The 23,250-nt window shown below is 53.6% G+C and carries 21 protein-coding genes, 2 rRNA genes, 1 other RNA gene and 2 pseudogenes; 3 read left to right on the top strand and 23 right to left on the bottom strand.

All coding sequences use genetic code 11. From position 1 onward, the window contains the following. Nucleotides 1-14: 14 nt before the first annotated feature. The 9 genes and pseudogenes from mraY to rsmI all read right to left on the bottom strand — a co-directional run bounded on the left by mraY (nt 15) and on the right by rsmI (nt 9,157). Entirely contained in the window at nt 15-1,100 is a 1,086-nt protein-coding gene (mraY, locus tag BCA33_RS13270) for a phospho-N-acetylmuramoyl-pentapeptide-transferase (RefSeq protein ID WP_071266546.1), read from the bottom strand. Further along, nucleotides 1,085-2,476 (bottom strand): UDP-N-acetylmuramoyl-tripeptide--D-alanyl-D-alanine ligase, encoded by a 1,392-nt coding sequence (murF, locus tag BCA33_RS13265; protein WP_071266544.1) that lies wholly within the window; start codon nt 2,474-2,476, stop codon nt 1,085-1,087. The genes mraY and murF overlap by 16 nt, the downstream gene beginning before the upstream one ends. Then, complete coding sequence (locus BCA33_RS13260) at nt 2,473-3,957, bottom strand: UDP-N-acetylmuramoyl-L-alanyl-D-glutamate--2,6-diaminopimelate ligase (RefSeq protein WP_071266542.1); 1,485 nt, start codon at nt 3,955-3,957, stop codon at nt 2,473-2,475. The genes murF and BCA33_RS13260 overlap by 4 nt, the downstream gene beginning before the upstream one ends. Nucleotides 3,958-3,961: 4 nt before the next feature. Continuing rightward, entirely contained in the window at nt 3,962-5,701 is a 1,740-nt protein-coding gene (locus tag BCA33_RS13255) for a penicillin-binding protein 2 (protein ID WP_071266540.1), read from the bottom strand. Nucleotides 5,702-5,734: 33 nt separating this feature from the next. After that, nucleotides 5,735-6,139, bottom strand: coding sequence for a cell division protein FtsL (gene ftsL, locus BCA33_RS13250; protein ID WP_071266538.1), 405 nt, complete (start codon nt 6,137-6,139; stop codon nt 5,735-5,737). Nucleotides 6,140-6,141: 2 nt separating this feature from the next. Beyond that, nucleotides 6,142-7,125 carry a 16S rRNA (cytosine(1402)-N(4))-methyltransferase RsmH gene (gene rsmH, locus BCA33_RS13245; protein ID WP_071266536.1) on the bottom strand — a complete coding sequence of 328 codons (984 nt, stop codon included), beginning with the start codon at nt 7,123-7,125 and terminating at the stop codon, nt 6,142-6,144. Beyond that, the gene (gene mraZ / locus BCA33_RS13240) at nt 7,122-7,574 is read right to left on the bottom strand and encodes a division/cell wall cluster transcriptional repressor MraZ (protein WP_071266534.1); all 453 of its coding nucleotides are present in this window, start codon (nt 7,572-7,574) and stop codon (nt 7,122-7,124) included. The genes rsmH and mraZ overlap by 4 nt, the downstream gene beginning before the upstream one ends. A 303-nt stretch (nt 7,575-7,877) precedes the next feature. Further along, nucleotides 7,878-8,239: RNase P RNA component class A (rnpB, locus tag BCA33_RS13235), an RNA gene on the bottom strand. A gap of 49 nt (nt 8,240-8,288) precedes the next feature. Next, nucleotides 8,289-9,157 (bottom strand): annotated as a pseudogene (gene rsmI / locus BCA33_RS13230) (16S rRNA (cytidine(1402)-2'-O)-methyltransferase). A gap of 102 nt (nt 9,158-9,259) precedes the next feature. On the opposite strand from rsmI, the gene BCA33_RS13225 reads away from it, so the two are divergent. Genes BCA33_RS13225 through BCA33_RS13215 form a run of 3 tightly spaced genes read left to right on the top strand, consistent with a single transcriptional unit; the run spans nt 9,260 to nt 12,179 of the window. Continuing rightward, nucleotides 9,260-11,179: a penicillin-binding protein activator gene (locus BCA33_RS13225; RefSeq protein ID WP_254774395.1), complete on the top strand. Its 1,920-nt coding sequence runs from the start codon at nt 9,260-9,262 to the stop codon at nt 11,177-11,179. Between the two features lie 34 nt (nt 11,180-11,213). Further along, complete coding sequence (locus BCA33_RS13220) at nt 11,214-11,582, top strand: YraN family protein (RefSeq protein ID WP_071266532.1); 369 nt, start codon at nt 11,214-11,216, stop codon at nt 11,580-11,582. A 6-nt stretch (nt 11,583-11,588) separates the two neighbouring features. Further along, nucleotides 11,589-12,179 (top strand): SIS domain-containing protein, encoded by a 591-nt coding sequence (locus BCA33_RS13215; RefSeq protein ID WP_071266530.1) that lies wholly within the window; start codon nt 11,589-11,591, stop codon nt 12,177-12,179. Nucleotides 12,180-12,227: 48 nt separating this feature from the next. On the opposite strand, the gene BCA33_RS13210 is transcribed toward BCA33_RS13215, so the two are convergent. The 14 genes and pseudogenes from BCA33_RS13210 to BCA33_RS13145 form a co-directional block, all read right to left on the bottom strand. Continuing rightward, the gene (locus BCA33_RS13210; RefSeq protein ID WP_175469788.1) at nt 12,228-12,641 is read right to left on the bottom strand and encodes a ClpXP protease specificity-enhancing factor; all 414 of its coding nucleotides are present in this window, start codon (nt 12,639-12,641) and stop codon (nt 12,228-12,230) included. A gap of 59 nt (nt 12,642-12,700) precedes the next feature. Further along, nucleotides 12,701-13,329, bottom strand: a pseudogene (locus BCA33_RS13205) (glutathione S-transferase N-terminal domain-containing protein). A gap of 109 nt (nt 13,330-13,438) precedes the next feature. Further along, nucleotides 13,439-14,194, bottom strand: a complete 756-nt coding sequence (locus BCA33_RS13200; RefSeq protein ID WP_071266526.1) for a cytochrome c1 — start codon at nt 14,192-14,194, stop codon at nt 13,439-13,441. Next, nucleotides 14,194-15,426, bottom strand: coding sequence for a cytochrome bc complex cytochrome b subunit (locus BCA33_RS13195; RefSeq protein WP_071266524.1), 1,233 nt, complete (start codon nt 15,424-15,426; stop codon nt 14,194-14,196). The genes BCA33_RS13200 and BCA33_RS13195 overlap by 1 nt, the downstream gene beginning before the upstream one ends. Next, entirely contained in the window at nt 15,426-16,019 is a 594-nt protein-coding gene (petA, locus tag BCA33_RS13190; protein ID WP_071266522.1) for a ubiquinol-cytochrome c reductase iron-sulfur subunit, read from the bottom strand. The genes BCA33_RS13195 and petA overlap by 1 nt, the downstream gene beginning before the upstream one ends. A gap of 243 nt (nt 16,020-16,262) precedes the next feature. Beyond that, on the bottom strand, nt 16,263-16,655 hold the full coding sequence (gene rpsI / locus BCA33_RS13185; protein ID WP_071266520.1) for a 30S ribosomal protein S9: 393 nt from the start codon (nt 16,653-16,655) through the stop codon (nt 16,263-16,265). A 12-nt stretch (nt 16,656-16,667) separates the two neighbouring features. Then, entirely contained in the window at nt 16,668-17,096 is a 429-nt protein-coding gene (gene rplM / locus BCA33_RS13180; protein ID WP_071266518.1) for a 50S ribosomal protein L13, read from the bottom strand. A 212-nt stretch (nt 17,097-17,308) separates the two neighbouring features. Next, the gene (locus BCA33_RS13175) at nt 17,309-18,082 is read right to left on the bottom strand and encodes a TatD family hydrolase (RefSeq protein WP_071266568.1); all 774 of its coding nucleotides are present in this window, start codon (nt 18,080-18,082) and stop codon (nt 17,309-17,311) included. Nucleotides 18,083-18,104: 22 nt separating this feature from the next. Then, the gene (prfC, locus tag BCA33_RS13170; protein ID WP_071266516.1) at nt 18,105-19,685 is read right to left on the bottom strand and encodes a peptide chain release factor 3; all 1,581 of its coding nucleotides are present in this window, start codon (nt 19,683-19,685) and stop codon (nt 18,105-18,107) included. 87 nt (nt 19,686-19,772) lie between these two features. Then, nucleotides 19,773-20,261, bottom strand: a complete 489-nt coding sequence (gene rimI / locus BCA33_RS13165; protein WP_071266514.1) for a ribosomal protein S18-alanine N-acetyltransferase — start codon at nt 20,259-20,261, stop codon at nt 19,773-19,775. Beyond that, nucleotides 20,261-21,070, bottom strand: coding sequence for a hypothetical protein (locus BCA33_RS13160; protein WP_071266512.1), 810 nt, complete (start codon nt 21,068-21,070; stop codon nt 20,261-20,263). The genes rimI and BCA33_RS13160 overlap by 1 nt, the downstream gene beginning before the upstream one ends. Continuing rightward, complete coding sequence (locus BCA33_RS13155) at nt 21,071-22,621, bottom strand: 2-isopropylmalate synthase (RefSeq protein WP_071266510.1); 1,551 nt, start codon at nt 22,619-22,621, stop codon at nt 21,071-21,073. Nucleotides 22,622-22,767: 146 nt separating this feature from the next. Further along, nucleotides 22,768-22,883 (bottom strand): 5S ribosomal RNA (gene rrf, locus BCA33_RS13150). A gap of 83 nt (nt 22,884-22,966) precedes the next feature. Continuing rightward, a 23S ribosomal RNA gene (locus tag BCA33_RS13145) occupies nt 22,967-23,250 on the bottom strand; the annotation flags it as partial.

Below are 23,250 nucleotides of genomic sequence, written 5' to 3'. Positions count from 1 at the left end.
ATTCGTCCGATTTCCTATCGTATCTTCAGACTGGCCAAGCCAATCAGAACAAGAACCACGGTGATAACCCAGAAGCGCACAATCACGCGCGGTTCGGGCCAGCCTTTAAGTTCAAAATGGTGATGTAGTGGTGCCATCCGAAAAATCCGGCGCCCGGTCAGCCGGAAGGAGGCTACCTGCAGAATTACCGAGACGGTTTCCATCACGAACACGCCGCCCATGATGAAAAGGATGATCTCCTGGCGCACAATCACCGCCACTACACCCAGCGCCGCACCCAGGGCCAAGGCACCCACGTCGCCCATGAAGACCTGTGCGGGATAAGTGTTAAACCACAGGAAGCCGAGCCCGGCACCTACGAGTGCGCCGCAGAAAACAATGAGTTCACCGGTGCCGGGTAAATGCGGAATCAGCAAGTAGTTTGCAAACTGAACGTTGCCAGATACATAAGCGAAGATGCCCAAAGCACCAGCGACCATAACCGTTGGCATGATTGCCAGGCCATCCAGGCCGTCAGTTAAGTTGACCGCGTTGCTGCTGCCGACAATCACAAAATAAGTCAGCAGAATGAAAAGTACCGGCCCGAGGGTCAGTGACACGTTTTTCACAAAGGGCAAATACAGGGAGGTTTCCTGAGGCAATGCCGAACTGAAATACAGCACGATGGCCGCGGCGGCACCGATCAGCGATTGCCAGAAATATTTCCAACGCCCAGGCAACCCGCGAGGGTTCCGCTCAACCACCTTGCGATAGTCATCGACCCACCCAATCGCACCAAACAACAGGGTCACCAGTATGGTCACCCAGATGTAGCGGTTGGTCAGATCTGCCCACAACAAGGTACTGATGCCTATTGCCACCAGAATCAACGCACCGCCCATTGTGGGGGTGCCCGCTTTGCTGAGGTGCGTCTGAGGTCCATCGTCCCGGACGGCTTGGCCAATCTGGTACTGGCCCAGCTTTCGGATCATCACAGGGCCAATAAATAGCGAAATCAACAAAGCCGTGAGTATGCCCAAAATCCCACGCAGGGTTAGATACTGAAACACCGTCAGTGCTGAAAAATATTCTGATAAAACCCCTGTTAACCAGAGAAGCATGAACTATTCACCTTATTTTTTATCTCTTCCACCACGAGATCCATGGCAGAGCTTCTGGACCCTTTCACCAGCACGGTCATCGGCGGTTCATTGGTGCGAACGATGGCCTCGGCGGCCTCTTCGTGTGTTTGATACATCTCAGTTGTTTCACCAAAACCGTCGGCATAGCCTTCGCAGCCAGCTCCCACAGTCAGAAGGCGATCAATTCTAAGGTCAGCGGCAAGGACTCCGACTTCACGGTGCAGCTCATAGGCAGTTGGCCCAAGCTCACCCATGACGCCAAAGACGGCAATGCGCTTACCCTCACGTTTTACCAGAACTCTGAGTGCCGCTTTCATGGAGGCGGGATTGGCATTGTAGCTGTCATCAATAACCGACAGATCCCCTGGCAGGTTGATCTCCTGCAAGCGCCCCGGAATTGACTCCATGCACGCCAGCCCGTCGGTGATAGCAATATCGGTCGCGCCCAGCTCCCGGGTTGCCGCAATAGCAAGCAGGGTGTTAGTTACGTTGTGATCGCCTTCCAGTAGCAGTGTGATTGCACAAGACCAGCCGTCAGGTCCGGTTACCACAATTTCTGAACTTTGACCGTGCGATTGTTCTATCACAGCTCTGTAGTCAGCGGCTGGGTGGTCACAACGACTTACGCTCACAACCCGGCGGTCACCAGCACGGCCCATCCATTGATCAAACGCGGGATCGTCCCGGTTCAATACCACTAGACCGCCCTCGGCTACACCCTCAATGATTTCACCCTTGGCCTGCACAATGTTTTCGTAGCTGCCAAAGCCTTCAAGATGCGCTTCTCCCGCGTTCGTGAGAATCACAACCTGGGGCTTGGTAATGGCGACTGTGTGGGCAATTTCGCCAATCCCACTGGCGCCAAGTTCTATAACGCCGTACCGGTGCGTTGGCTCCAGGCCAAACAGCGTTAACGGAACACCAATGTGATTATTCAGGTTGCCCTCGGTCGCTAAGGTGTTGCCCACACGAACCAAAATAGCGGCGGCTAATTCTTTAACCGTGGTCTTGCCACTGCTACCGGTTATCGCGATCAACTTCGCATCACTTTGGTTGCGATTACCTGCTGCCAGGCCCGCCAGCGCTTCAACGGTATCGGCCACCACCAACTGAGGGATATCGAGAGTGCGATCAAACGTATCAACGACCGCAGCACAAGCTCCAAGCTCCTGCGCGGCGCGCAAAAACCTGTGGCCATCAAAATGTTCGCCACGCAGAGCAACAAACAAATCGCCCGACCTCAAAGCGCGCGTATCCGTGGACACACCCGCATATTGGACGGCGTCCAGTTCTGGAGCCACACAGACGGCTCCGGTAAATTGCACAGCTTGGGCCAGTGAGAATGTGCCGATCATGCTGCACCTCCCTCAAGCTTCAGCATCTGACGAACGTGGGCGGCATCGCTAAACGGTAACTTTTTGCCCGCAATCTCCTGCCATGCCTCGTGGCCCTTGCCCGCAATAAGCACCAGGTCTTCCGATGTTGCCATGCTGATAGCAAAACGGATTGCTTCGGCCCGATCATGAACAACCGTTGCGGAGTCTTGGCTGGAGAAGCCCGCCAGAACATCCTGCACAATCGCCTCAGGGGACTCTGTACGGGGATTGTCATCCGTAACGACGATGACATCCGCGCTCTTTTCAGCTTCCTTCGCCATTTCCGGGCGCTTGCCACTGTCGCGGTCACCGCCACAGCCAAACACACAAATCAATCGGCCCGTTACATGCGGGCGCAATGCAGCCAATGCATTAGCCAGAGCGTCTGGCGTGTGGGCATAGTCCACAACGGTACGAACACCATCCGCACTACAGAAACGCTCAAGCCGGCCCGGAGGCGGGATCAATTGCTTTGCTGCCTGCTGAACTTGCTCTTCCGTGGCTCCGAGTGTCATAACCGTTGCCACTGCAGCCAGCACGTTGCTGGCGTTAAAACTTCCCATAAGGGGCACGGAAAGTTCAAAAGCGCCCCACTCACCATCAATCACGGCATCAAAGCCGCCATCCGTGGGCTGGAATTCTTTCAGCCACAACTCTGTTTGGGGCTCATGCAGGCTGTACCGAATGCGGTCGCATTTGCCGTCAAGGGTTTCGTAAAGCTGCCGGCCGAATGGGTCGTCAAAGTTGATGACTGAGAAGTGCACGTCTTCACGCTCGAACAGACGTGCCTTGGCGGCCCCATAGGCCTCCATTGAACCGTGATAGTCCAGGTGATCCCGGGTCAGATTGGTGAAAACAGCCCCGGTTATGTTCAATCCATCCACACGCCCTTGGTCCAGGCCATGGGAGGATACTTCCATGGCAGCGGCACGAGCACCCTTGGCAAGAATTCTCGATAACACCCGGTTAGCCTGAACCACATCGGGCGTGGTGTGAGAGGCCTCCTGCATGGCTCCCGGCATACCATAACCTAATGTTCCCAGCACGCCGCAAGGTGTTCCCGTAAGGCTTAGAAGCTGGGCTATGTAGTGGCTAACAGAGGTTTTGCCATTGGTTCCAGTCACCCCGATCAATCGGAGCCTGCGGGATGGGTGTTCATAAAAACGCGCAGCGATCTTGCCCAGCAGTTGCCGCAGCCCTACAACAGGCACAACGAGTGCACCGTGATGCTCCCAGCACTCCTGCTCGGTTTCAGACTCCAGAAGCGCAACAGTTGCACCTGCTGCTACGGCGCTTTCCACGTACTGATCAGCCGGCGTAGTGGCGCCGGCCAAAGCAACAAAGGCATCACCAGAGCTGATCTCACGACTGTCGGTTTGTAGGCCATGGATCGTCACGTCAAAAACTGACGGTACGGATACGATGCCCTGCAACAGGGTACTGAGAGATGTAATACTCATAGGCTTACCCCCGCTCCCCTGTTTTTCCCGCTCGCAGACCAGCAGTGTCAACATCCAGCTCAGGTTTCACATTCAACAGGCGAAGCGCATCGCTCATCACACGGGAAAACACAGGCGCAGCCACTTCCCCTCCGTAATACTCCCCAGACTGCGGCGCATCCACGGCCACAACTGTGACTATTCTCGGGTTATCGATTGGCGCCATCCCAGCAAAAATCGACTTATACTCGCTGTCTTCATAGCCTTTGGCGCCCACAAGGTGAACCGTTCCCGTTTTGCCTCCGGCGCTGTAAAAACCCGGCTGTGCTCGTTTGCCAGAACCCCGGGAAACCACCTCTCCCAGCATGGTGCGCACCTGGCTGGTTACTTTCTCGGAAAGCACCCTCTCGCCAACGGGCTTTTCGTTCAGCTTCATCAGGCTTAACGGATACCGTATACCGCCATTAGCAATGACCATATAGGCTTGGGCCAACTGAAGCGCATTCACACTCATTCCGTAACCGTATGCGAGCGTAGCCTCTTCTGAGGGACGCCATTTAGGTCGCGCTGGCAGCACACCTACGGCCTCACCTGGGAAGCCAACACCCGTGGGCTGACCAAGTCCGAGCCGTGCATACAGGTTGCGAATAGTGGCGCCACCCAACTCGCTGGCAATCTTGCTGATACCCACGTTGCTAGACTTCACAATAATGTCGGTGAGGCTAAGGACGCCGTAGTTCCGGTAATCGCGAATCGTAAACCGGCCAAAACGCCGATAACCGGGCGAAGTATCAATTGTTGCGTTCAGGGAGTACTTCCCGGATTCAAGCGCTGCAGCCATCGAGATCGGTTTCATGGTTGAGCCTGGCTCAAACAGATCCGTGATGGCCTTGTTGCGAAGATTTCCAGGAGCAAGCTGGCTGCGATCATTAGGGTTATAAGACCCCTGATTAACCATGGCCAGCACTTCGCCGGTTTCAACGTCCAGCATAACAAGGGTTCCGCCATGAGCATCGTGGGCGCTAACAACGGCTTTCAACTCGCGATAGGCTAAATACTGCAGGCGTAAATCAATGCTAAGCTCAAGGCCGTGTCCCGGGTTTGCATCTCGGATGAGTGTAAGGTCTTTAATAACGCGCCCGCGATTGTCTTTCAGCACGCGTTTGCGTCCAGACTCTCCAGATAGCCAGTCGTTGTAAGCCAACTCCAGGCCTTCCTGACCGCGCTCATCAACATTGGTAAACCCGACAACGTGTGCGGTTACTTCGCCTGCCGGGTAATAACGACGATATTCCTGGCGGGTATACACGCCAGGAATATCCAGTTCCATGGCCTTTGCAGCCAGCCCGGGCTGGACTTTTCGGCGCAGATAAATGAATTCGCGCCCAGCATAGGTTTCAAGCCGCTCGCGCAGCCTTGCCTCACTGATGTCCAGCACTCTCGCAAGATTCGCCAGGCGGGGCTCACCAGGATCCGTCTCTGAAGGGTTTGCCCAGAGTGTCTGCACAGGAGTGCTCACTGCCAGCGGCTCACCGTAACGGTCAGTAATTACGCCACGGTGGGCATCAATTGACTCCACACGAATGGTGCGTACGTCACCCTGCTGACGCAGAAAATCATTATCGATAACCTGCAGATCAACCAGACGCCAACCAAGCGCCAACACAACCACCAGGAACACGCCCAGCACAGAACCAAAGCGCCAGGCCTTCAAGCCTGCCGCTATTTTCTGGCTCAATGTTCTTGCTGTTTCCTGTTTGGACAATCAGTTCACCCTGCAGGTTGCTGTCACTATGAATTACCGGGCCGCCAACGGCGACATCAGGGGGACCAGAACAATATCCTGCCGCCCAGGAACCACCATGCTGAAACGTTCGACCGCAAGTTTCTCTACCCGACCGTGACCACCCATGGCGCTTTGCTCCAAAAGCAATTGACTCCACTCTGCTTGAAAGCTGTCACGCTCCCCCTGAAGCTGGGACAGCGTATTGAACAGCGTGCGGTTCTCATGGGCACTGACAACAACGCCAATAGACGAACCGACAAGCAGCACGGCAAGAGCCAGCGACACCAGAACTCTCTTCTGACGCGTGGCATCAAATACCCGGCGCGAAATCCGCACAGCTGCAACAACGCCCTCACGAACCTTTTCTTTATTCAGCTTCGCCGGTTTTACTTCCGGCTCTATGGCTACCGCGCCCATAACTACGCGCTCCCTGGGTTTTTTTGATTAGGATCAATACGCTCAAGAACTCGCATAACCGCGCTGCGGGCACGAACGTTCTCACTCACTTCACCGGCGCCCGCCTTGTTGGCCTTGCCTATCAACCGAAAGTCCGAAGCCTCCTGCTCTGCTGTCACCGGTATGCCTTTAGGCAGCCTGGGGCCACGAGCAAGATCTCGCATAAAACGCTTCACCAGCCTGTCTTCCAGCGAATGGAAGCTGATAACAACCAGTCGACCGCCAGGCGCAAGCCGATCTACTGCAGCCTGCAGCCCAATTTCCAGATCCTCCAGCTCGCGATTTATAAAAATGCGAACCGCCTGAAAGGTGCGAGTTGCCGGGTGCTTATGTTTCTCTTTTTTTGGTATCGCAGTGCTTACCAGCTCAGCAAGCTGGAGCGTGGTCTCAATTGGCGCCTCCTGGCGACGCTCGACAACCAGGCGGGCAATACGACGGGAAAACCGCTCTTCGCCGTAGCGGAAAATTACATCAGCGATTTCGCGCTCTTCGGCACTGGCGAGCCATTCAGCCGCGCTAGGCGACTGCAACGGGTTCATTCGCATATCGAGTGGCCCCTCACGCATAAAGCTGAAGCCTCGCGAGGCATCATCCAGCTGCGGCGAAGACACACCGAGATCCATCAAAACGCCATCAACCTGCTCCCAGCCGGCTTCAGATACCGCTCGGCCGAGCTCAGCAAACGAGCCATGGAAGTACCCAAAGCGGGAGTCATGTGCCGCAAGCTCTTCGGCCGCACTGATAGCCTCAGGGTCTTTGTCGATACCCAGCAGCTGACCAGATGCGCCCAGGCGCCCAAGAATAAGCTGGCTATGACCTCCGCGGCCGAACGTTGCATCTACATATTTGCCATCGGGGTCGCTGACCATATAGTCGACCGCCGAATCCAGGAGTACTGAGCGATGAGAGAATTCCGCTCCGGCCTCAGGCTTGCGATCAGAGGTCATAGGGAAAGCGCCTCCATCTCAGGCGGCATATCTTCATCACAGGAAGATTCATCAAGCCATGTAAACCAGCGCTCCTCACTCCACAACTCCAGCTTATTGCCCTGCCCGATGAGCATCAGTTTTTTCTCAAGGTGGGCGTAACTGCGCAGCGTGGGCGGCACCAGAATGCGCCCGGCAGAGTCCATTTCCATGGGTGCAGCGTTACCAAGCAGCAAACGCTGCAGGCGTCGCGCGGCCTTATTCATGTTGGGAAGCGCTTCAATTTTAGGGCGAAGCATTTCCCACTCGGGCTCCGGGTAAACCAACAGACACCGCTCTTCATCGGCATTCGCTGTCAATACAATGCGGCCACCACAGGCTTGCGCGAGGCCTTCGCGCACCTTGGTAGGGATCGCCAGGCGACCCTTCGCATCCATATTGATGGCATGACTGCCGAGAAAATTGCTCATTTAGTCTGTCTCTGGAGACCCGAAAACCACAAATAACCACTAGAAACCACTTTTTACCACTTGTGCACACTATAGAAACACGCAATTCACAATGCAAGCGCCGCAAACAGCGGCCCTCTTGGAAAAGTTCCTTTTATGACAACAAGTTACAGCCAGAGACGTGAGAAAAAGGTGACATTACGAAAAAGAAAAGAAGGAAAATCAAACACCTGCAAAAATGTCTGAAGGAGACAAGTGAGGTTTAAGATTTTTTGGCTATAAGGGGCGTGCTGTGAGAAGAAACACGCCCCATAAAGAGAGGAAAAAGTGAGCTCGCCGATAAGCCGGGTTCTGTCGTGGACAGTCATTCATCTAGGGCCTGCGTCACCACAGGCCTCAAGCAACCTACCCGAGTCCAGCGCGGGCCACGCCATAGGACTCCTATTTGGTCTTGCTCCAGGTGGGGTTTACCATCGCCGTGAACTGTTGCCAGCCACGCGGTGCGCTCTTACCGCACCGTTTCACCCTTACCGGCGTTCGCGAACGAGTCACGAGCACTTAGGCGGTCTACTTTCTGTTGCACTTTCCGTCGGCTCACGCCGCCCAGGAGTTACCTGGCACCTTGCCCTGCGGAGCCCGGACTTTCCTCCCCCGGTAAAACCGGCGGCGACTGTCTGGCGAGCTCGGGCGAGACAATACTCCTGCGTCACGCACCATGCAAGAGAAAGCACAGACTCAACTGTCCTTGAGATCAAGAGCGCGCTGATACAGCTCGTTTTTACCAAGCCCTGTCAGCTCAGAGGCCATTTTTGCCGCTTTCTTCAGTGGCAGTTCAGCCATCAGAAGGTTCAACAAGTGGTCTACATCTAGCGCGCCCGCCATTAAGCCACTTTCAGATTTTTCAGCGCCCCGGACCACAACAACAAACTCACCACGGCTGCCATGGGGATCTTCTGTAAGTGCGGTATGCACATCCGCCGCCCCACCGGAGTAAAAGGTTTCAAAGGTTTTGGTGATTTCCCGGCCGAGCACAATCTCTCGCTGCGCCCCCATGACATCTGCAATATCCGCTACGGTGTTCAATATCCGATGGGGCGACTCATAGAACACCAGGGTCGCAACCTCCTTACGAAGCTCATCCAAAGCTGTACGCCTGCCGGTACGCTTTGCTGGCAAAAAACCAACGAATAAAAATCGATCTGTTGGCAGCCCCGCCGCGCTTAGCGCTGCAACCAGCGCACATGGCCCAGGATTGGGCTCACGCGTATGCCTTCAGCCCTCACATCCCGAACCAACACATAGCCCGGGTCGGAGATCAGTGGCGTGCCAGCATCTGAAATCAACGCTACATCCGCACCCGCCAATAACCGATCCACTATGCCTTGAACTCTGCCCCGTTCATTGTGATCATGCAATGCAATCAACGGCTTACTGATACCCAGATGCTGAAGCAGTCGCCCGCTATGGCGAGTATCTTCTGCTGCAATAACCGCCACGCTTGAGAGAATTTTTCCGGCGCGAGGGGAGAGATCCTCAAGATTGCCGATAGGAGTCGCTACTATATAGAGCGTTCCCGGGCCATCACCTGGCTTTATTACCTGCATGACTGACTGATCCGATTCAGATTTCAAAATGTATGCCTCAAGTGCAGAGACGGCGCCACCATGACACCTGCGTCATGTGAATTGGCCCGGGAGCTGTTAAACTTGCCACCATCAGATCGGCGCCACAAGCCCAAAACTCCGGAATCTATAGAGCTTGCCATGACCAAAAACCGTATTAACCCTCGTGCCCTGGCCGGCATATTGATATTAACCCTGCTTTTTGCCGGCTGTGCCAGTGTCGACCTAAATTCGCAGGTTGCCCAATCTCCCACTCAAGCTCTTGAGCTTGCCGCAAGGGAGAGCAACACTGAAATAGCTCAGCGATACTTATTGGAGGTCGCCGGCCGGTTTCAGGAGCGCGGCGACCACCGGGCGGCCCGCACATTACTTCAGAGCACTCAGCTTGCGCAACCTGCTCCTTCGTTGCAGGCACAGAAGCAACTACTCTCTATGGCCAGCGCGGTGGCTCTCGAAGACCGTGAATGGGCTAACAGCATTGTAACCAAGCTCTCACCAGACAACTTTCGAAGCTACAGCTCAGACCTGGTTAACCGGGCAGCGAGCCTTCAGGCCGAAACCTATGCATTAATAGGCGACCGCTTATCCGCCGCCATGACACTCATGCTTCTGTCCCAGACGGATAGCAAGATTAATCCGCAAGAAATCCACAACCAGATCTGGGAGTTTCTCAAAGCTGTTCCGGATCAGAAGCTCGCTTCCGCTGGAGAGGACACTATTGGTTTCGAAACCGAGGGCTGGCTAGAACTCGCAGCCAATATCCGGGCGCCGGAACTAAGCATTGATGATCAAGGCCGCATCATACGACGCTGGCAAAATAACTGGCCCGGTCACCCAGCCGCCCAGATACTGCCTTCCGAACTCCAATTAATAGCCAGTCTGGCCGAAAACCGACCTGAAAAAATCGCCTTGGCCCTGCCTCTCAAAGGGCCTCTTGCCAGCGCAGGCAAGGCTATCCGAGACGGATTTTTGGCTGCCTATTACCAGGACGAATCAGCCGACCGCAACAAAACCGACATCCGTGTTGTGGACACGTCTGATACGCCATTTGGCGAGCTGTATAAAGAGCTGGCCGCTCAAGACATTGACCTGATCATAGGCCCTCTTGAGAAGGAAGCATTGGCAAGTCTTACCAGCATGAAAACGCTGCCAGTCCCTGCTTTAGGGCTCAACTACCTGCCCGATGGCCAAAAGGCCCCGAGCGGCCTGTATCAGTTTGGCCTTTCAGCAGAAGACGAAGCCCGACAGATTGCCGACCAGCTCTCAACGCAGAGCATCAACCAAGTACTCGTACTGATCCCTCACGGTGAGTGGGGTGACCGTATTGAGGCAGCCTTGCTGAAGCGCATGAAGCAAAACGGTGCGGTAGCGTTGGATATCGAACGATTCTTTCGCGAAGACAACTTGCGAGAAGTTACTGCAGACTTGCTGGGCATTACCGTGTCCCGGGATCGGGCCATTCAGGTAGAGCGCACCATTGGCCTGAACGTCGAATTCGAACCGCGTCGGCGCCAGGATGCTGAAGCCATTGTCATGGTGGCTGAGCCTGCAGTGGCTCGTCAGCTCAAACCGCTGTTTGCGTATTACTTTGGGGGCGACCTTCCCGTCTACTCACCGTCGATCATTTACGAAGGCACACCGGATGCTGGCCGGGATCGCGACCTGAATCAGGTCATGTTCACCGATATCCCATGGGTACTTAACGAGAACAACCCATTGCGCGATGAAGCCAGTAACGTTTTGCCTGGCACTCGCGGTCAACTGGGAAGATTGTTTGCCATGGGAACCGACGCATGGAAGCTAAGTAAGCGCCTCCCCCTGCTTCGCCAGGTTCAGACGGCAGCAGTTGACGGCCAGACCGGACAACTAACCATGACCCGGGAAGGCAGCGTCCATCGGAACCAGCTTTGGGCACAGTTCCAAAACGGAACGCCCAACCTGCTACCTCAACCAGCAACCCCTAACGGCGAAGAGAGCGAACGCCCGCAGGCACTGACTAACTAACACTGCAGTGCAACAACAAAGGAGCAATAGAGCCATGGAAGGCCGCAAAGCTATCGGAACATACTTTGAAGGTGTAGCAGAGCGGTACCTCGCGGCTCACGGTGTGCAGATATATGAGCGCAACGTTTATAACCGCGGTGGTGAAATTGATCTGATAGGCCAAGACAAGGATACTCTCGTCTTTTTTGAGGTGCGCTATCGAGGTAGCGGCAGTCTTGTCGATCCAGCAAGTTCTATTTCTTACCCAAAACGACAGCGATTATTGAAGGCCGCTTCGTTTTATCTGCATCGACACCACCTCTGGGACACCCTTAGCCGTATAGACGTGGTGGCAATAAGCCCGGGAACCGTCAAAAAATACCGGGTACAATGGATAAAAAACGCAATCCAGGCGGATGTATAAACTCTGATGAACGACATGGGCAACCTGATCAACCAGTTATTTGCGAGCCATATGGAGCATACCGCTCAGGCAGCCAGCACCGTGGGTCCTGACATAGAGCAAGCCGCAGACGCCTTTGTAAACGCCCTGCTGAATGACGGAAAAATCGTCACCTGCGCTAACGGTAACGCCAACGTAATCGCTCAGTATTTCTGTACGGCTCTCCTGAACCGTTTTGAGCAGGATCGGCCAGCGCTACCCGCGATAAACTTGGGAGCCGACGCAACGACCTACTCTGCCATTTGCCGGGACAACCGTTTCAACGACACTTTCTCGCGCCAAGTCAAAGCCATAGGGAAACCCGGCGACCTGTTATTCGTGATTGTTGACGATGGCCACAAAGCGAATCTCATTCAGGCCATTCAGGCCGCACACGACCGTGAAATGAGCGTGGTAGTGCTGAGCGCTAAAGAAAAGTCTGATATCACCTCCCTCATGCACTCCGAAGATCACGAGATCGCCCTAAACGATCTCTCACCTACAGAAGCCACACCGCTACTTTTGCTTATTATTAACGCCTTGTGCTCGCTGATAGACGGCAAGCTTTTTGGGGGTTAAAAAAAAAGCCGGCAGGAGCCGGCTTTTTAACAGTTCACGAACTAGACGCTACTTAACAACCTTAAGAGTAGGCCGCCCGGTTGGTCGCTCATCCTGACCGCCAGACTGCTTGGAGCCCTCACTGTCATTAGTACCGTCAGGATCAGGAGAGCCTGGCTCGCTGCCAAACACCATACCTTCACCGTTTTCCTTGGCGTATATGGCCAAAACGGCCTGGAGAGGAATAAATACCTGCATCGGCACTCCGCCGAAACGGGCACTAAACTCCAGCGCACTATTACCAACAACCAAGCCACGTACCGCCCCCGGACAGACATTCAGAACGATTTGCCCATTCGCTACGTGTTCGGTGGGTACCTGAACACCCTGAATGCCCGCATCCACAACGATATAAGGCGTACAGTCGTTATCCAGTATCCACTCATTAAAAGCACGCACCAAATACGGACGGCTGGATGTCATGGTGATCTTATTATCAGGCACTGCTAGTCTCCTGTTCCTTAAAGCGGAACCTTGCCAAATCAGCTACGAATGTCTTCTTCAAGATCGGAAAGACTCGCCTTAAACCCCTCGCGCTCAAAAATGCTCTCCATATACTTATGCAATGGCTTGGCTTGCTTGTCATTGAGCTCTATGCCCAGTGACGGCAAACGCCAAAGTATGGGAGCGATACAGCAATCTACGATGGTAAATTCCTCAGAGAGGAAAAACGGCATCTCACCAAACAGTGGCGCAGTTGCGAGCAGGCTCTCGCGCAACTCTTTGCGAGCCACCTCCGACGCTTGGCGTTTGGCTGGTTCAGAATCTGATCTACCAAGCCACACCAATCCTTCTGGATCCGATGAATCATCAACCGGCTGTTCGCACGGGCTACCGGATAAACAGGCAACAACGGCGGATGCGGAAAACGCTCATCAAGATACTCCATCATTATGTTGGGCTCATACAGAACCAGATCACGATCTACCAGCGTCGGCAGGGCGTTATACGGATTCAGATCAGCCAGCTCTGCCGGTGGATTATCCGGATCAACATCAACGATATCAACGGTAACACCCTTCTCTGCCAACACAATGCGCACTCTATGGCTATAGTGGCTGGTCGGATCTGAGAAAAATGTCATCGATGACCGCTTGGTAACAACGCCCATAGAACTACCTCACGAGTAAACAAACCGAAATGGCCCCGAAAAACGCAAAAATTCCAGCGGGCCGATTAACGCCCACTGGAACTCAGGGAACGGGATTATACCCTATTTCTCAGTGTACGTCCTTCCAGTACTCACGATTGAGCAAGAAGGCGAAGACAAAGAAAATAGCCACGAAGATCAGAACAAAGACCCCCAAGCGCTCACGCTCGACCTTGATCGGATCTGCCATGTAGGACATGAAGTTGGTCAAGTCATACATGGCACTATCAAATTCGGCGCCAGACATGCTGCCCTCTATTGCATATTCCGGGCAGGCATTTGCGTTATTGATGTTACCGCTCAACGGCTCAACGCTGGCTTTCTTGCCAATGTTGGGCTCGACCGCACATAACCCCTGAAGGTCGACCAGTACGTGGGGCATGCCCACCTTGTCGAACACCACATTATTTACACCCAACGGGCGCGACTCATCCTTATAAAAGCCACGCAGGTAGGAATAAACCCAGGACTCACCGCGCAAGCGGCTTTCCAGCGTAAGATCCGGTGGCGGAGCACCAAACCAATCCGCTGCCATGTCCTTGCTCATGGAATTCTTCATCAGCTCGCCAACTTGGGCGCCAGTGAAAATAAGATTCTCTTCGAACAACTTAACAGGAATCTCAAGGTCATCAGCAACCCGCTTGTAGCGAGCATACTCCATGGAGTGACACCCCATGCAGTAGTTTGTGAACGTCGCCGCACCGCGCTGAAGGGATGCTTTATCGGTGTGATCCGTCTTGATGTGATCAAGTGAAACACCAGCACCCGCTGCCAAGCCGAGAACCGGCAGGAATGCGATGAAAAGACCAAAAATCAGCTTTCTCATTATCCTGTCACCCTCTCTGGTACTGGCTTGGTTTTCTCCATGCGCGTATAGAACGGCATCAGAATGAAGTAAAGGAAATACACCACTGTTAAAATCTGGGCAACGGTGGTGCGCCCCTCAGTGGTTGGTACAAGACCAAGGTACCCGAGAATAACGAAGCTCACTGCGAACAACGCAAGTGCAATTTTGCTCAACCAGCCTTTGTAGCGAATAGAGCGCACAGGGCTTTTGTCCAACCACGGCAGAACAAACAGAATCGCAATGGCACCACCCATCACAACCACACCCCAAAACTTCGCAGGCAGGCCGAATAGATCCACCGTTACCGCACGCAACATGGCGTAGAACGGTGTGAAGTACCAAACAGGCGCTATATGTTCTGGTGTTTTCAGAGCATTTGCAGGTTCGAAGTTCGGCTTTTCAATGAACATGCCGCCCATTTCAGGGAAGAAAAACACCACAATAAAGAATATGAAGAAGAATACTGCAACGCCCACAAGGTCGTGCACTGAGTAGTAAGGATGGAACGGAATACCATCTTTTGGGATACCGTTCTCGTCCTTGTTCTTCTTGATATCGATACCATCTGGGTTGTTGGACCCTACTTCATGCAAAGCAAGAATGTGCAGAACAACAAGACCAAGCAAAACAATGGGAAGAGCAACCACATGCAAAGCAAAGAAGCGGTTAAGGGTAATACCCGAGATCAGGTAATCACCACGAATCCACAAAGACAAATCCTCACCGATCACCGGAATGGCACCAAACAGGTTCACAATAACCTGCGCACCCCAGTAGGACATCTGCCCCCAAGGCAGCAGATAACCCATGAAAGCTTCCGCCATCAGCACCAAGTATATCAGCATGCCAAATAGCCAGATCAGCTCGCGAGGCTTCTGATAGGAACCGTACATGAGGCCCCGAAACATATGGAGATAAACCACAATGAAAAAGGCCGAGGCACCCGTGGAGTGCAGGTAGCGCAAGAGCCAACCCCACTGTACATCACGCATGATGTACTCAACGGAAGCGAAGGCACCCTCACCTGTCGGGTTGTAACTCATGGTAAGCCAGATACCTGTCACCAGCTGGTTGACCAGTACAAGCATTGCCAGAGAACCGAAAAAATACCAAAAGTTGAAGTTTTTCGGCGCGTAGTATTTTGCCAGGTGATTATTCCAGGCATCAACAACTGGTAGACGCTCGTCTACCCAATTAAGAAGCTTTCGCATTACGCTGCCTCCGGATCAAGACCAATGGTGAGAGTCTCATCATCGTCGTAACGATAAGGCGGAACCTGCAAATTCAACGGAGCAGGCTGCGCAGTATAGACCCGCCCTGCCATATCGTAGCGGGATCCATGACAAGGACAGAACAACCCGCCAAGCCACTCATCACCCAAGTCTGCCGGAGCTACTTCCGGACGATAAGTCGGCACGCAACCCAGGTGCGTGCACAGACCGACAAGAACTGCCATCTCGGGCTTCAGCGAACGCAGTATGCCGTGAATGTATGGCGGCTGCTGCGGGGCTTCAGACTGGGGATCCTTCACCTTGTCGTTGAGCTTTTCTATATTGCTCACCATTTCCTCTGTGCGGCGAATTAGCCAGACCGGCATTCCCCGCCACGCAACGGTGACCTGCTGTCCCGGTTCAATCTTACTGATATTGACGGTTACCGGCGCACCAGCCGCCTCCGCTTTGGCACTGGGATTCCAGGATGCCACGAAAGGAACTGCCGCACCGACGACGCCGACTCCACCGACCGCAGCCGTAGCGCCGATCAGAAATCGGCGTCGACCTTGGCTCACGTCGCCATTATTCATTATGGTTTTCTCCCATCAGGCGATGTCACAGCCCGCCAGAAAGCCGGCAGTGCGCATCAAAAAGAACTTCTCAACCCAAAATTATAAGCGACCAAATAGTAATGAAATTACCATGTCCTTACAAGTCGGAAAGCCGCCGCTAGAGCCTGCTCTGTGCCCCAGATCAATTTGAATGTCGTTGACCCTGAAACAAAAAAACCCGACCAAATAGCCGGGTTTTTTCGAGATCTGCTCCAGCGAAACTTAACGCTTGGAGAACTGAGGACGCTTACGCGCCTTACGCAGACCAACTTTCTTACGCTCGACTGCACGAGCATCACGGGTTACGTAACCCGCTTGACGCATAGCCGGACGCAGAGCCTCATCGTAATCCATCAGCGCACGAGTCAGGCCGTGACGAATAGCGCCTGCCTGACCACTGCTGCCACCACCTTTAACGGTGATGTTGATATCAAAACGATCCGCAGAATCAGCAACAACCAGAGGCTGGCGCACGATCATACGAAGAGTCTCACGACCGAAGAATTCTTCGATTGAGCGACCGTTGATTGCAATATTACCGCTTCCCGGCTTGATAAACACCCGAGCCGTGGACGTCTTGCGGCGACCAGTACCGTAATTTTGTGCTACAGACATATCCGCCTTCCGTTAAATATCGAGTTCTTTGGGCTGCTGGGCTGTATGAGGATGCTCAGTGCCAGCATAGATTTTCAGCTTCTTGAACATGGCGCGACCAAGCGGGCCTTTCGGAAGCATACCTTTGACAGACTTCTGAATAACTTGCTCAGGCGCCTTATCAACCAACTTCTCAAAGCTGATGGATTTGATCCCACCCGGAAAGCCGGTATGGCTGTAGTACATCTTGTCAGATGCTTTTTTGCCGGTAACCCGCACCTGGCCCGCATTGATAACAACAATGTAATCGCCAGTGTCTACGTGAGGGGTGTACTCAGGCTTATGCTTGCCCCGCAGACGACGGGCGATTTCTGTTGACAGACGACCCAGCGTCTTGCCGGCTGCGTCTACAACGTACCAGTCACGTTTTACGGCTTCTGGTTTCGCACTCAGAGTCTTCATTGATTCCGCCTTGAACGCTATAAATAGAAACGTTAAAAACCGCCACCGGAAAGTGTAGTACACCCGGAGGAGATTCTGTACCTGTATATTGATCGGCAGTGACACTATTCGGGGCTGAGATAGTGACATCGCCTTGAAAAGCCAGGGCGCGAAGTATACTCGAACGATTATTGAAAACCAACCCCACCTTGCATTGTTTTATTGCCCAGTTATCACCATAAAGATTGGCCGTATAACCGTCGCGTATTGGAAAATACAACAGAGGCCAGATAATCCAAGGGCTCGCCCCGTATTTCTGAGAGGCACTCAAGAATTCTGCGAAGGTAAACCGGGGAATTAGCGCCCGCATCAACACCTTCTGGCGCCATGTCTGGCGCATCGGTTTCGAGCACAAGAGATTCCAACGGCAAGCGTGCAACGGTATCCCGGGTTTTACGGGCGCGGGCGTGGGTAATAACACCGCCCACACCAATAAAACATCCTTGATCAACCAGCTTCGTGGCTTGCTGGTAGCTACCAGAAAACCCGTGCACAAGAGCACTGCCCGCCCACCCTTTGCGCCTCAACACGGCATGAATCTCGTCGTGGGCTTTCACCGAATGAATGATCAGAGGGAATTTGAGCCTCGATGCCAAGTCAACCTGGGCTTCAAACCAAGGGTGCTGAGCCTTCAGATCGCCACGCAAACGATCCAACCCACACTCACCTACAGCAACACAACGTTCGGGCCGTGTACTAAGAATTTGCTCAAGGCTCTCCAAATCCCCTGTGGAATGCGCTCCAACAAACCACGGGTGAATACCGAGACAATAATACAAGCCAGAATGCGCCAGTGCCGTATCCCGGACCCGCCCCCAATCCGGGCGGCGCACTCCCGGAATGACCAATCCAACAATACCGTTACTCGAAGCGGCATCAAGTTCACTGAGCCTGCACCCATCAAACCTAGGGAAATCAAAGTGGCAGTGGGCATCAACCAGCTTCAATTCAGCCTCGACTGCCACAGCATCAGTGCTCCCGGGTTTTATGGAACTCGACGTCTGGATAGCGCTCTTGAGCCAGATTAAGATTTACCATGGTCGGCGCGATATATGCCAGACGATCCCCGCCGTCAAGCGCCAGATTGTCGTTATTCTTGCGCTCAAACTCGTCCAGCTTTCGAGCATCGGCACAGGTTACCCAGCGCGCTGTTGCAACGTTGATCGGCTCATAGACGGCCTCAACTTTGTACTCAGTCTTAAGGCGACTGACCACCACATCAAACTGCAGAACACCAACCGCACCCACAATTAAATCGTTATTGCGCAGAGGTCGGAAGACCTGCACAGCTCCTTCCTCTGAAAGCTGAATCAGCCCCTTCTGGAGCTGCTTCGCTTTAAGAGGGTCTTTCAGGCGAATACGGCGGAACAGCTCTGGCGCAAAATTGGGAATGCCGGTGAATTTCATATCTTCACCTGCGGTGAACGTGTCACCCAGCTGTATCGTTCCATGGTTGTGCAGGCCAATGATGTCACCGGCGTAGGCTTCCTCTGCGTGCGCACGATCACCAGCCATAAATGTTAACGCATCAGAAAAACGCACGTCCTTCCCGATCCTCACATGGCGAGCCTTCATGCCCTGCTTGTATTTGCCAGACACAAGGCGCATGAACGCGACTCTGTCCCGGTGCTGAGGATCCATGTTCGCCTGAATTTTGAACACAAAGCCCGAGAATCCCTCGTCATCAGGCTGTACCAGCCGCAGGTCAGTTTCACGGGGCTGAGGCTTAGGCGCCCAATTAACCAAACCATCCAGCATATGGTCCACGCCAAAGTTGCCCAAGGCCGTGCCAAAAAACACGGGGGTAAGCTCACCCGCCAAAAATGCCTCCTGATCAAATTCGTGAGAAGCGCCCTTAACCAGCTCTACTTCACCTCGCAGATCACTGGCGTACTCACCAAGAACGGTATCAAGCTCCGGATTATCCAACCCTTTAATGACTCGAACATCTTGAATAGTATGTCCATGACCGCCTTGATAAAGAATCACCTCATCCCGCAACAAGTGATAGACACCCTTAAAGCTTTTCCCCATCCCGATTGGCCAAGTAATAGGCGCACAGGCGATTTTCAATACATCTTCCACCTCGTCCATAAGCTCAACTGGATCACGGGTATCGCGATCGAGCTTGTTCATGAACGTGAGGATAGGCGTATCCCTGAGGCGGGTAACCTCCATCAGCTTAATGGTACGATCTTCTACGCCCTTGGCACTGTCGATTACCATCAAGCACGAGTCTACCGCCGTCAATGTACGGTATGTGTCCTCCGAGAAGTCCTCGTGGCCCGGCGTATCCAGCAGGTTCACTAGCGTGCCGCGGTAAGGAAACTGCATCACAGACGTGGTTACCGATATACCCCGCTCTTTCTCCATATCCATCCAGTCAGATTTGGCATGCTGGCCGGATTTCTTGCCCTTAACCGTCCCGGCTTTCTGCAAAGCATGCCCGAACAGGAGAACCTTTTCGGTGATCGTGGTTTTACCCGCGTCTGGGTGAGAGATGATTGCAAAGGTGCGGCGCTTAGCCACTTCCTGGGAAAGGTGAGACATAGTCGAAAAGCAACCTGCGTCAGATGTTCGGGAAAGGCAGCCATTATAAGGGCTAAGAGGTCATTACGCGAACAGAAGCGACACGCTTCAGGGGTTTAAGAGTAGAGACATTACTCTGGCGTCTTCGCGCCCCGAAGGAGCTGGGTAGTATCGGGGGCGACGGCCGATTTCCTCAAATCCTTCTTTACGATAGAGCTTGCTGGCAACGCTATTGCTCAGCCGAACCTCCAAAACTACCTGATTCATGTTCTCGCCAGTGGCTTCGGCAATAAGGTGTCGCAACAAGTGCCCTCCAATTCCCCGACCGCGCGCGTTCGGGTGGGCGCAAAGGTTCAGAAGTTGCACCTCATCAAGCATATAAACCACTATTGAAAACCCGACCAGCGAATCCCCCAGGCAAGCGCCCCACAGGCGATAGCTCGGTTTGAAGCAATCCAGAAACAAGCCTTCAGTCCAAGGGTGAGAATGGCACTGGCGTTCAATATCAAGTATCTCGGGCAAATCCTCCCGCACCAAGGGCCGCACGGTCAGCTCAGGGTCTTGGGAGGGGTCATATAAACTCTCTAACTTAGGCATCACGCTGTGACCAAAGGTTTGAGCAGTTGCCACAAAGAGCGTTTCAAGCCCGGGTTACTGGCCAGCTCCGCCAGGGAGTGCTCGTATTCAACATCGGGGGCCCGCTTTAGCGCCTCTACCAGCCAGCCACTACCTGTTCTTGCGCCTTCCAATGCGCCCAGAACAATCACTTTCTTAGCACCAGCATCGTTAAAAACCTGCGCCATAACGGATTGTAGATCAGCCAAAGAGCTCCCCGGAACAAGGCGGTTATTGAACACCGGCCACTGAACCCACTCCGAAACCCCTAATGATTTTTCGCCCAGACTCTTCATTATATTTGCAGCGAGAGTTTCCTGCAGCCGAAGGCTGGCCTCTTTCGATATATGCGCGATAAGGATGTAATGGTCGCCAGAAAATACACACATACTCAAGTTTAACGCCTGACCAGTGCCATCCTGCGACTCCGGCACTGTCACCACGGTGCCTTCAGACACTTGGGAGAACAGCCCTTCAACCACAGGAGGTTGTGGCTCTTGTACCTCCTCGTTTGGTGCCGGCTCTTTTTTGTTCTCCATTAAAGCCTGGAGACTGGCAATTCGTTTGATACCTCGCTGACTAGCGTCGGAGGAGAGCGCTGCTGTTTTAGCTTTAGCAGGCAGCCCGACCACTGGAATTTCTCCGCGCGCAGGCTGGTGCTCCAGCTGGTCAGGCTCTGGAAACTGGAACTCAGGGCTAGGCGCAGCACCGGGCAATGGCTCACGGGCATACCATAAGCGGATGCCCGCAACACCGAGATAGAACTGCCTCTGTGTTTCAGTTTGAATCATTCAAACATCCGCTACCTGTGGGTGTTGACGGATACCACCGCGGCTGATCAGGTTAAGGGCTTCAATGTAGGCCTTAGCAGAGGCAATTATAATATCTGTATCTGCGCCTACGCCATTTACAATACGCCCTCCTCGCTCCAGCCGAACCGTCACCTCACCCTGAGAATCAGTGCCGCTGGTAATGCTGTTCACTGAGTAAAGCTGCAAGTTACAGCCAGAATCAACCATTGATTCAATGGCTTTGAACGTCGCATCTACCGGGCCGCTGCCCTCTGCCTCTACTTTATGCTCTTTTCCCTCCATCGTTAACGTCAGAACTGCCCTCGGTGTTACGCCGGTTTCCGAGCAGACCTGAAGACAAACTAGACCGTAACGACCCTCTTCGTCCTTCTGCCGGGTGTCACTGGCAATAGCCTGCAGGTCTTCGTCAAAAATCTCATGCTTCAGATCGGCCAGTGCCTTGAACCGGGTAAAGGCTTCGTTCAGCTCGGTTTCCGTTTCAAACTGAATGCCTAGCTCCAGCAACCTGGTACGGAAGGCATTGCGGCCAGAGTGCTTGCCCAGCACCAAGCTGTTTGTGTGCCAGCCGACGTCTTCCGCGCGCATAATCTCATAGGTTTCGCGATGCTTAAGTACGCCATCCTGGTGGATCCCGGACTCATGGGCAAAAGCATTTGCCCCCACAATGGCCTTGTTCGGCTGCACCGGGAAACCGGTAATTGTCGAGACCAGCCGCGAAGCTGGAACTATATGTCGGCTATCTATTCGGGTATCAATATTGAACAGATCCTGTCGAGTACGAACGGCCATCACGATCTCTTCCAAAGACGCATTGCCGGCGCGCTCACCCAGGCCATTAATTGTGCACTCTACCTGCCGAGCACCACGGGTTACGGCGGCCAGTGAGTTTGCCACGGCAAGCCCTAAGTCATTGTGACAATGCACAGAGAAAATGGCTTTGTCTGCATTTGGGATGCGGTTTAGCAACTGGTGAATGGTCTCCGCAAACTGCTCTGGAATCGCATAGCCAACTGTATCCGGAATATTGATTGTATTGGCACCGGCATCAATTGCAGCTTCGATGATCCGACAAAGAAAATCCAATTCCGAGCGGCCGGCGTCCTCGCAGGAAAACTCAACATCATCCACATGGCTTCGAGCACGCTTTACCGACCGTACCGCCTGCTCAACCACTTCATCTGGCTGCATTTGCAGCTTGTGCTTCATATGGATGGGGGAAGTAGCAATGAACGTATGTATACGCCCTCGCTCGGCCGGGCGAATAGCTTCTGCTGCACGGTCAATATCTTTATCCAAAGCGCGCGCAAGACTGCAGATCGTTGATTCTTTGATCGTTTCAGCAATCGACTTAATCGCATCAAAGTCGCCCTGGCTTGCAATCGCGAAGCCGGCTTCTATGACATCCACACGAAGCTTTTCAAGAATCTTGGCGATCCGAAGCTTCTCGGCCTTGTTCATGGTGGCACCGGGGCTTTGCTCACCATCCCGGAGAGTCGTATCAAATATGACCAGATGATCGTTGCCGGACATTGACGTGCTCCATATCGCGTTTGATTTGATGCCCGCAGTATATCACCGGGAAGTATAAGGAGCAGTGCTCCCAATCCACTCCAGGTTAAATTTGAGGCAAAAAAAAGCCCCGGTAGCATAAGCTATCGGGGCTTTCGTAATTAAGAGTCTGACGATGACCTACTCTCACATGGGCAAATGCCACACTACCATCGGCGCTGGCCTGTTTCACTTCTGAGTTCGAGATGGGATCAGGTGGTTCCAAGCCGCTATGGTCGTCAGACAAAACGGTTGATCACTGGGGGATGAGATAGAGCTGTGATTTGATTTTTTCGTTGCGATATCCGCAATTGTCTTGGGTGTTATATAGTCAAGCCGCACGAGCAATTAGTATCGGTTAGCTCAACGCCTCGCAGCGCTTACACACCCGACCTATCAACGTCCTAGTCTTGAACGGCTCTTCAGGGGCCTCAAGGGCCCAGGGAGATCTCATCTTGGAAGGGGCTTCCCGCTTAGATGCTTTCAGCGGTTATCCTGTCCGAACATAGCTACCGGGCAATGCCACTGGCGTGACAACCCGAACACCAGAGGTTCGTCCACTCCGGTCCTCTCGTACTAGGAGCAGCTTTCCTCAAATCTCCAACGTCCAC

Source organism: Marinobacter sp. AC-23, from assembly GCF_001858325.1.
In the GTDB taxonomy this organism is placed as follows: Bacteria; Pseudomonadota; Gammaproteobacteria; order Pseudomonadales; family Oleiphilaceae; genus Marinobacter.
Note: the sequence above shows the minus strand (reverse complement) of the source record. Positions and strands in the feature narration are given on the sequence as shown.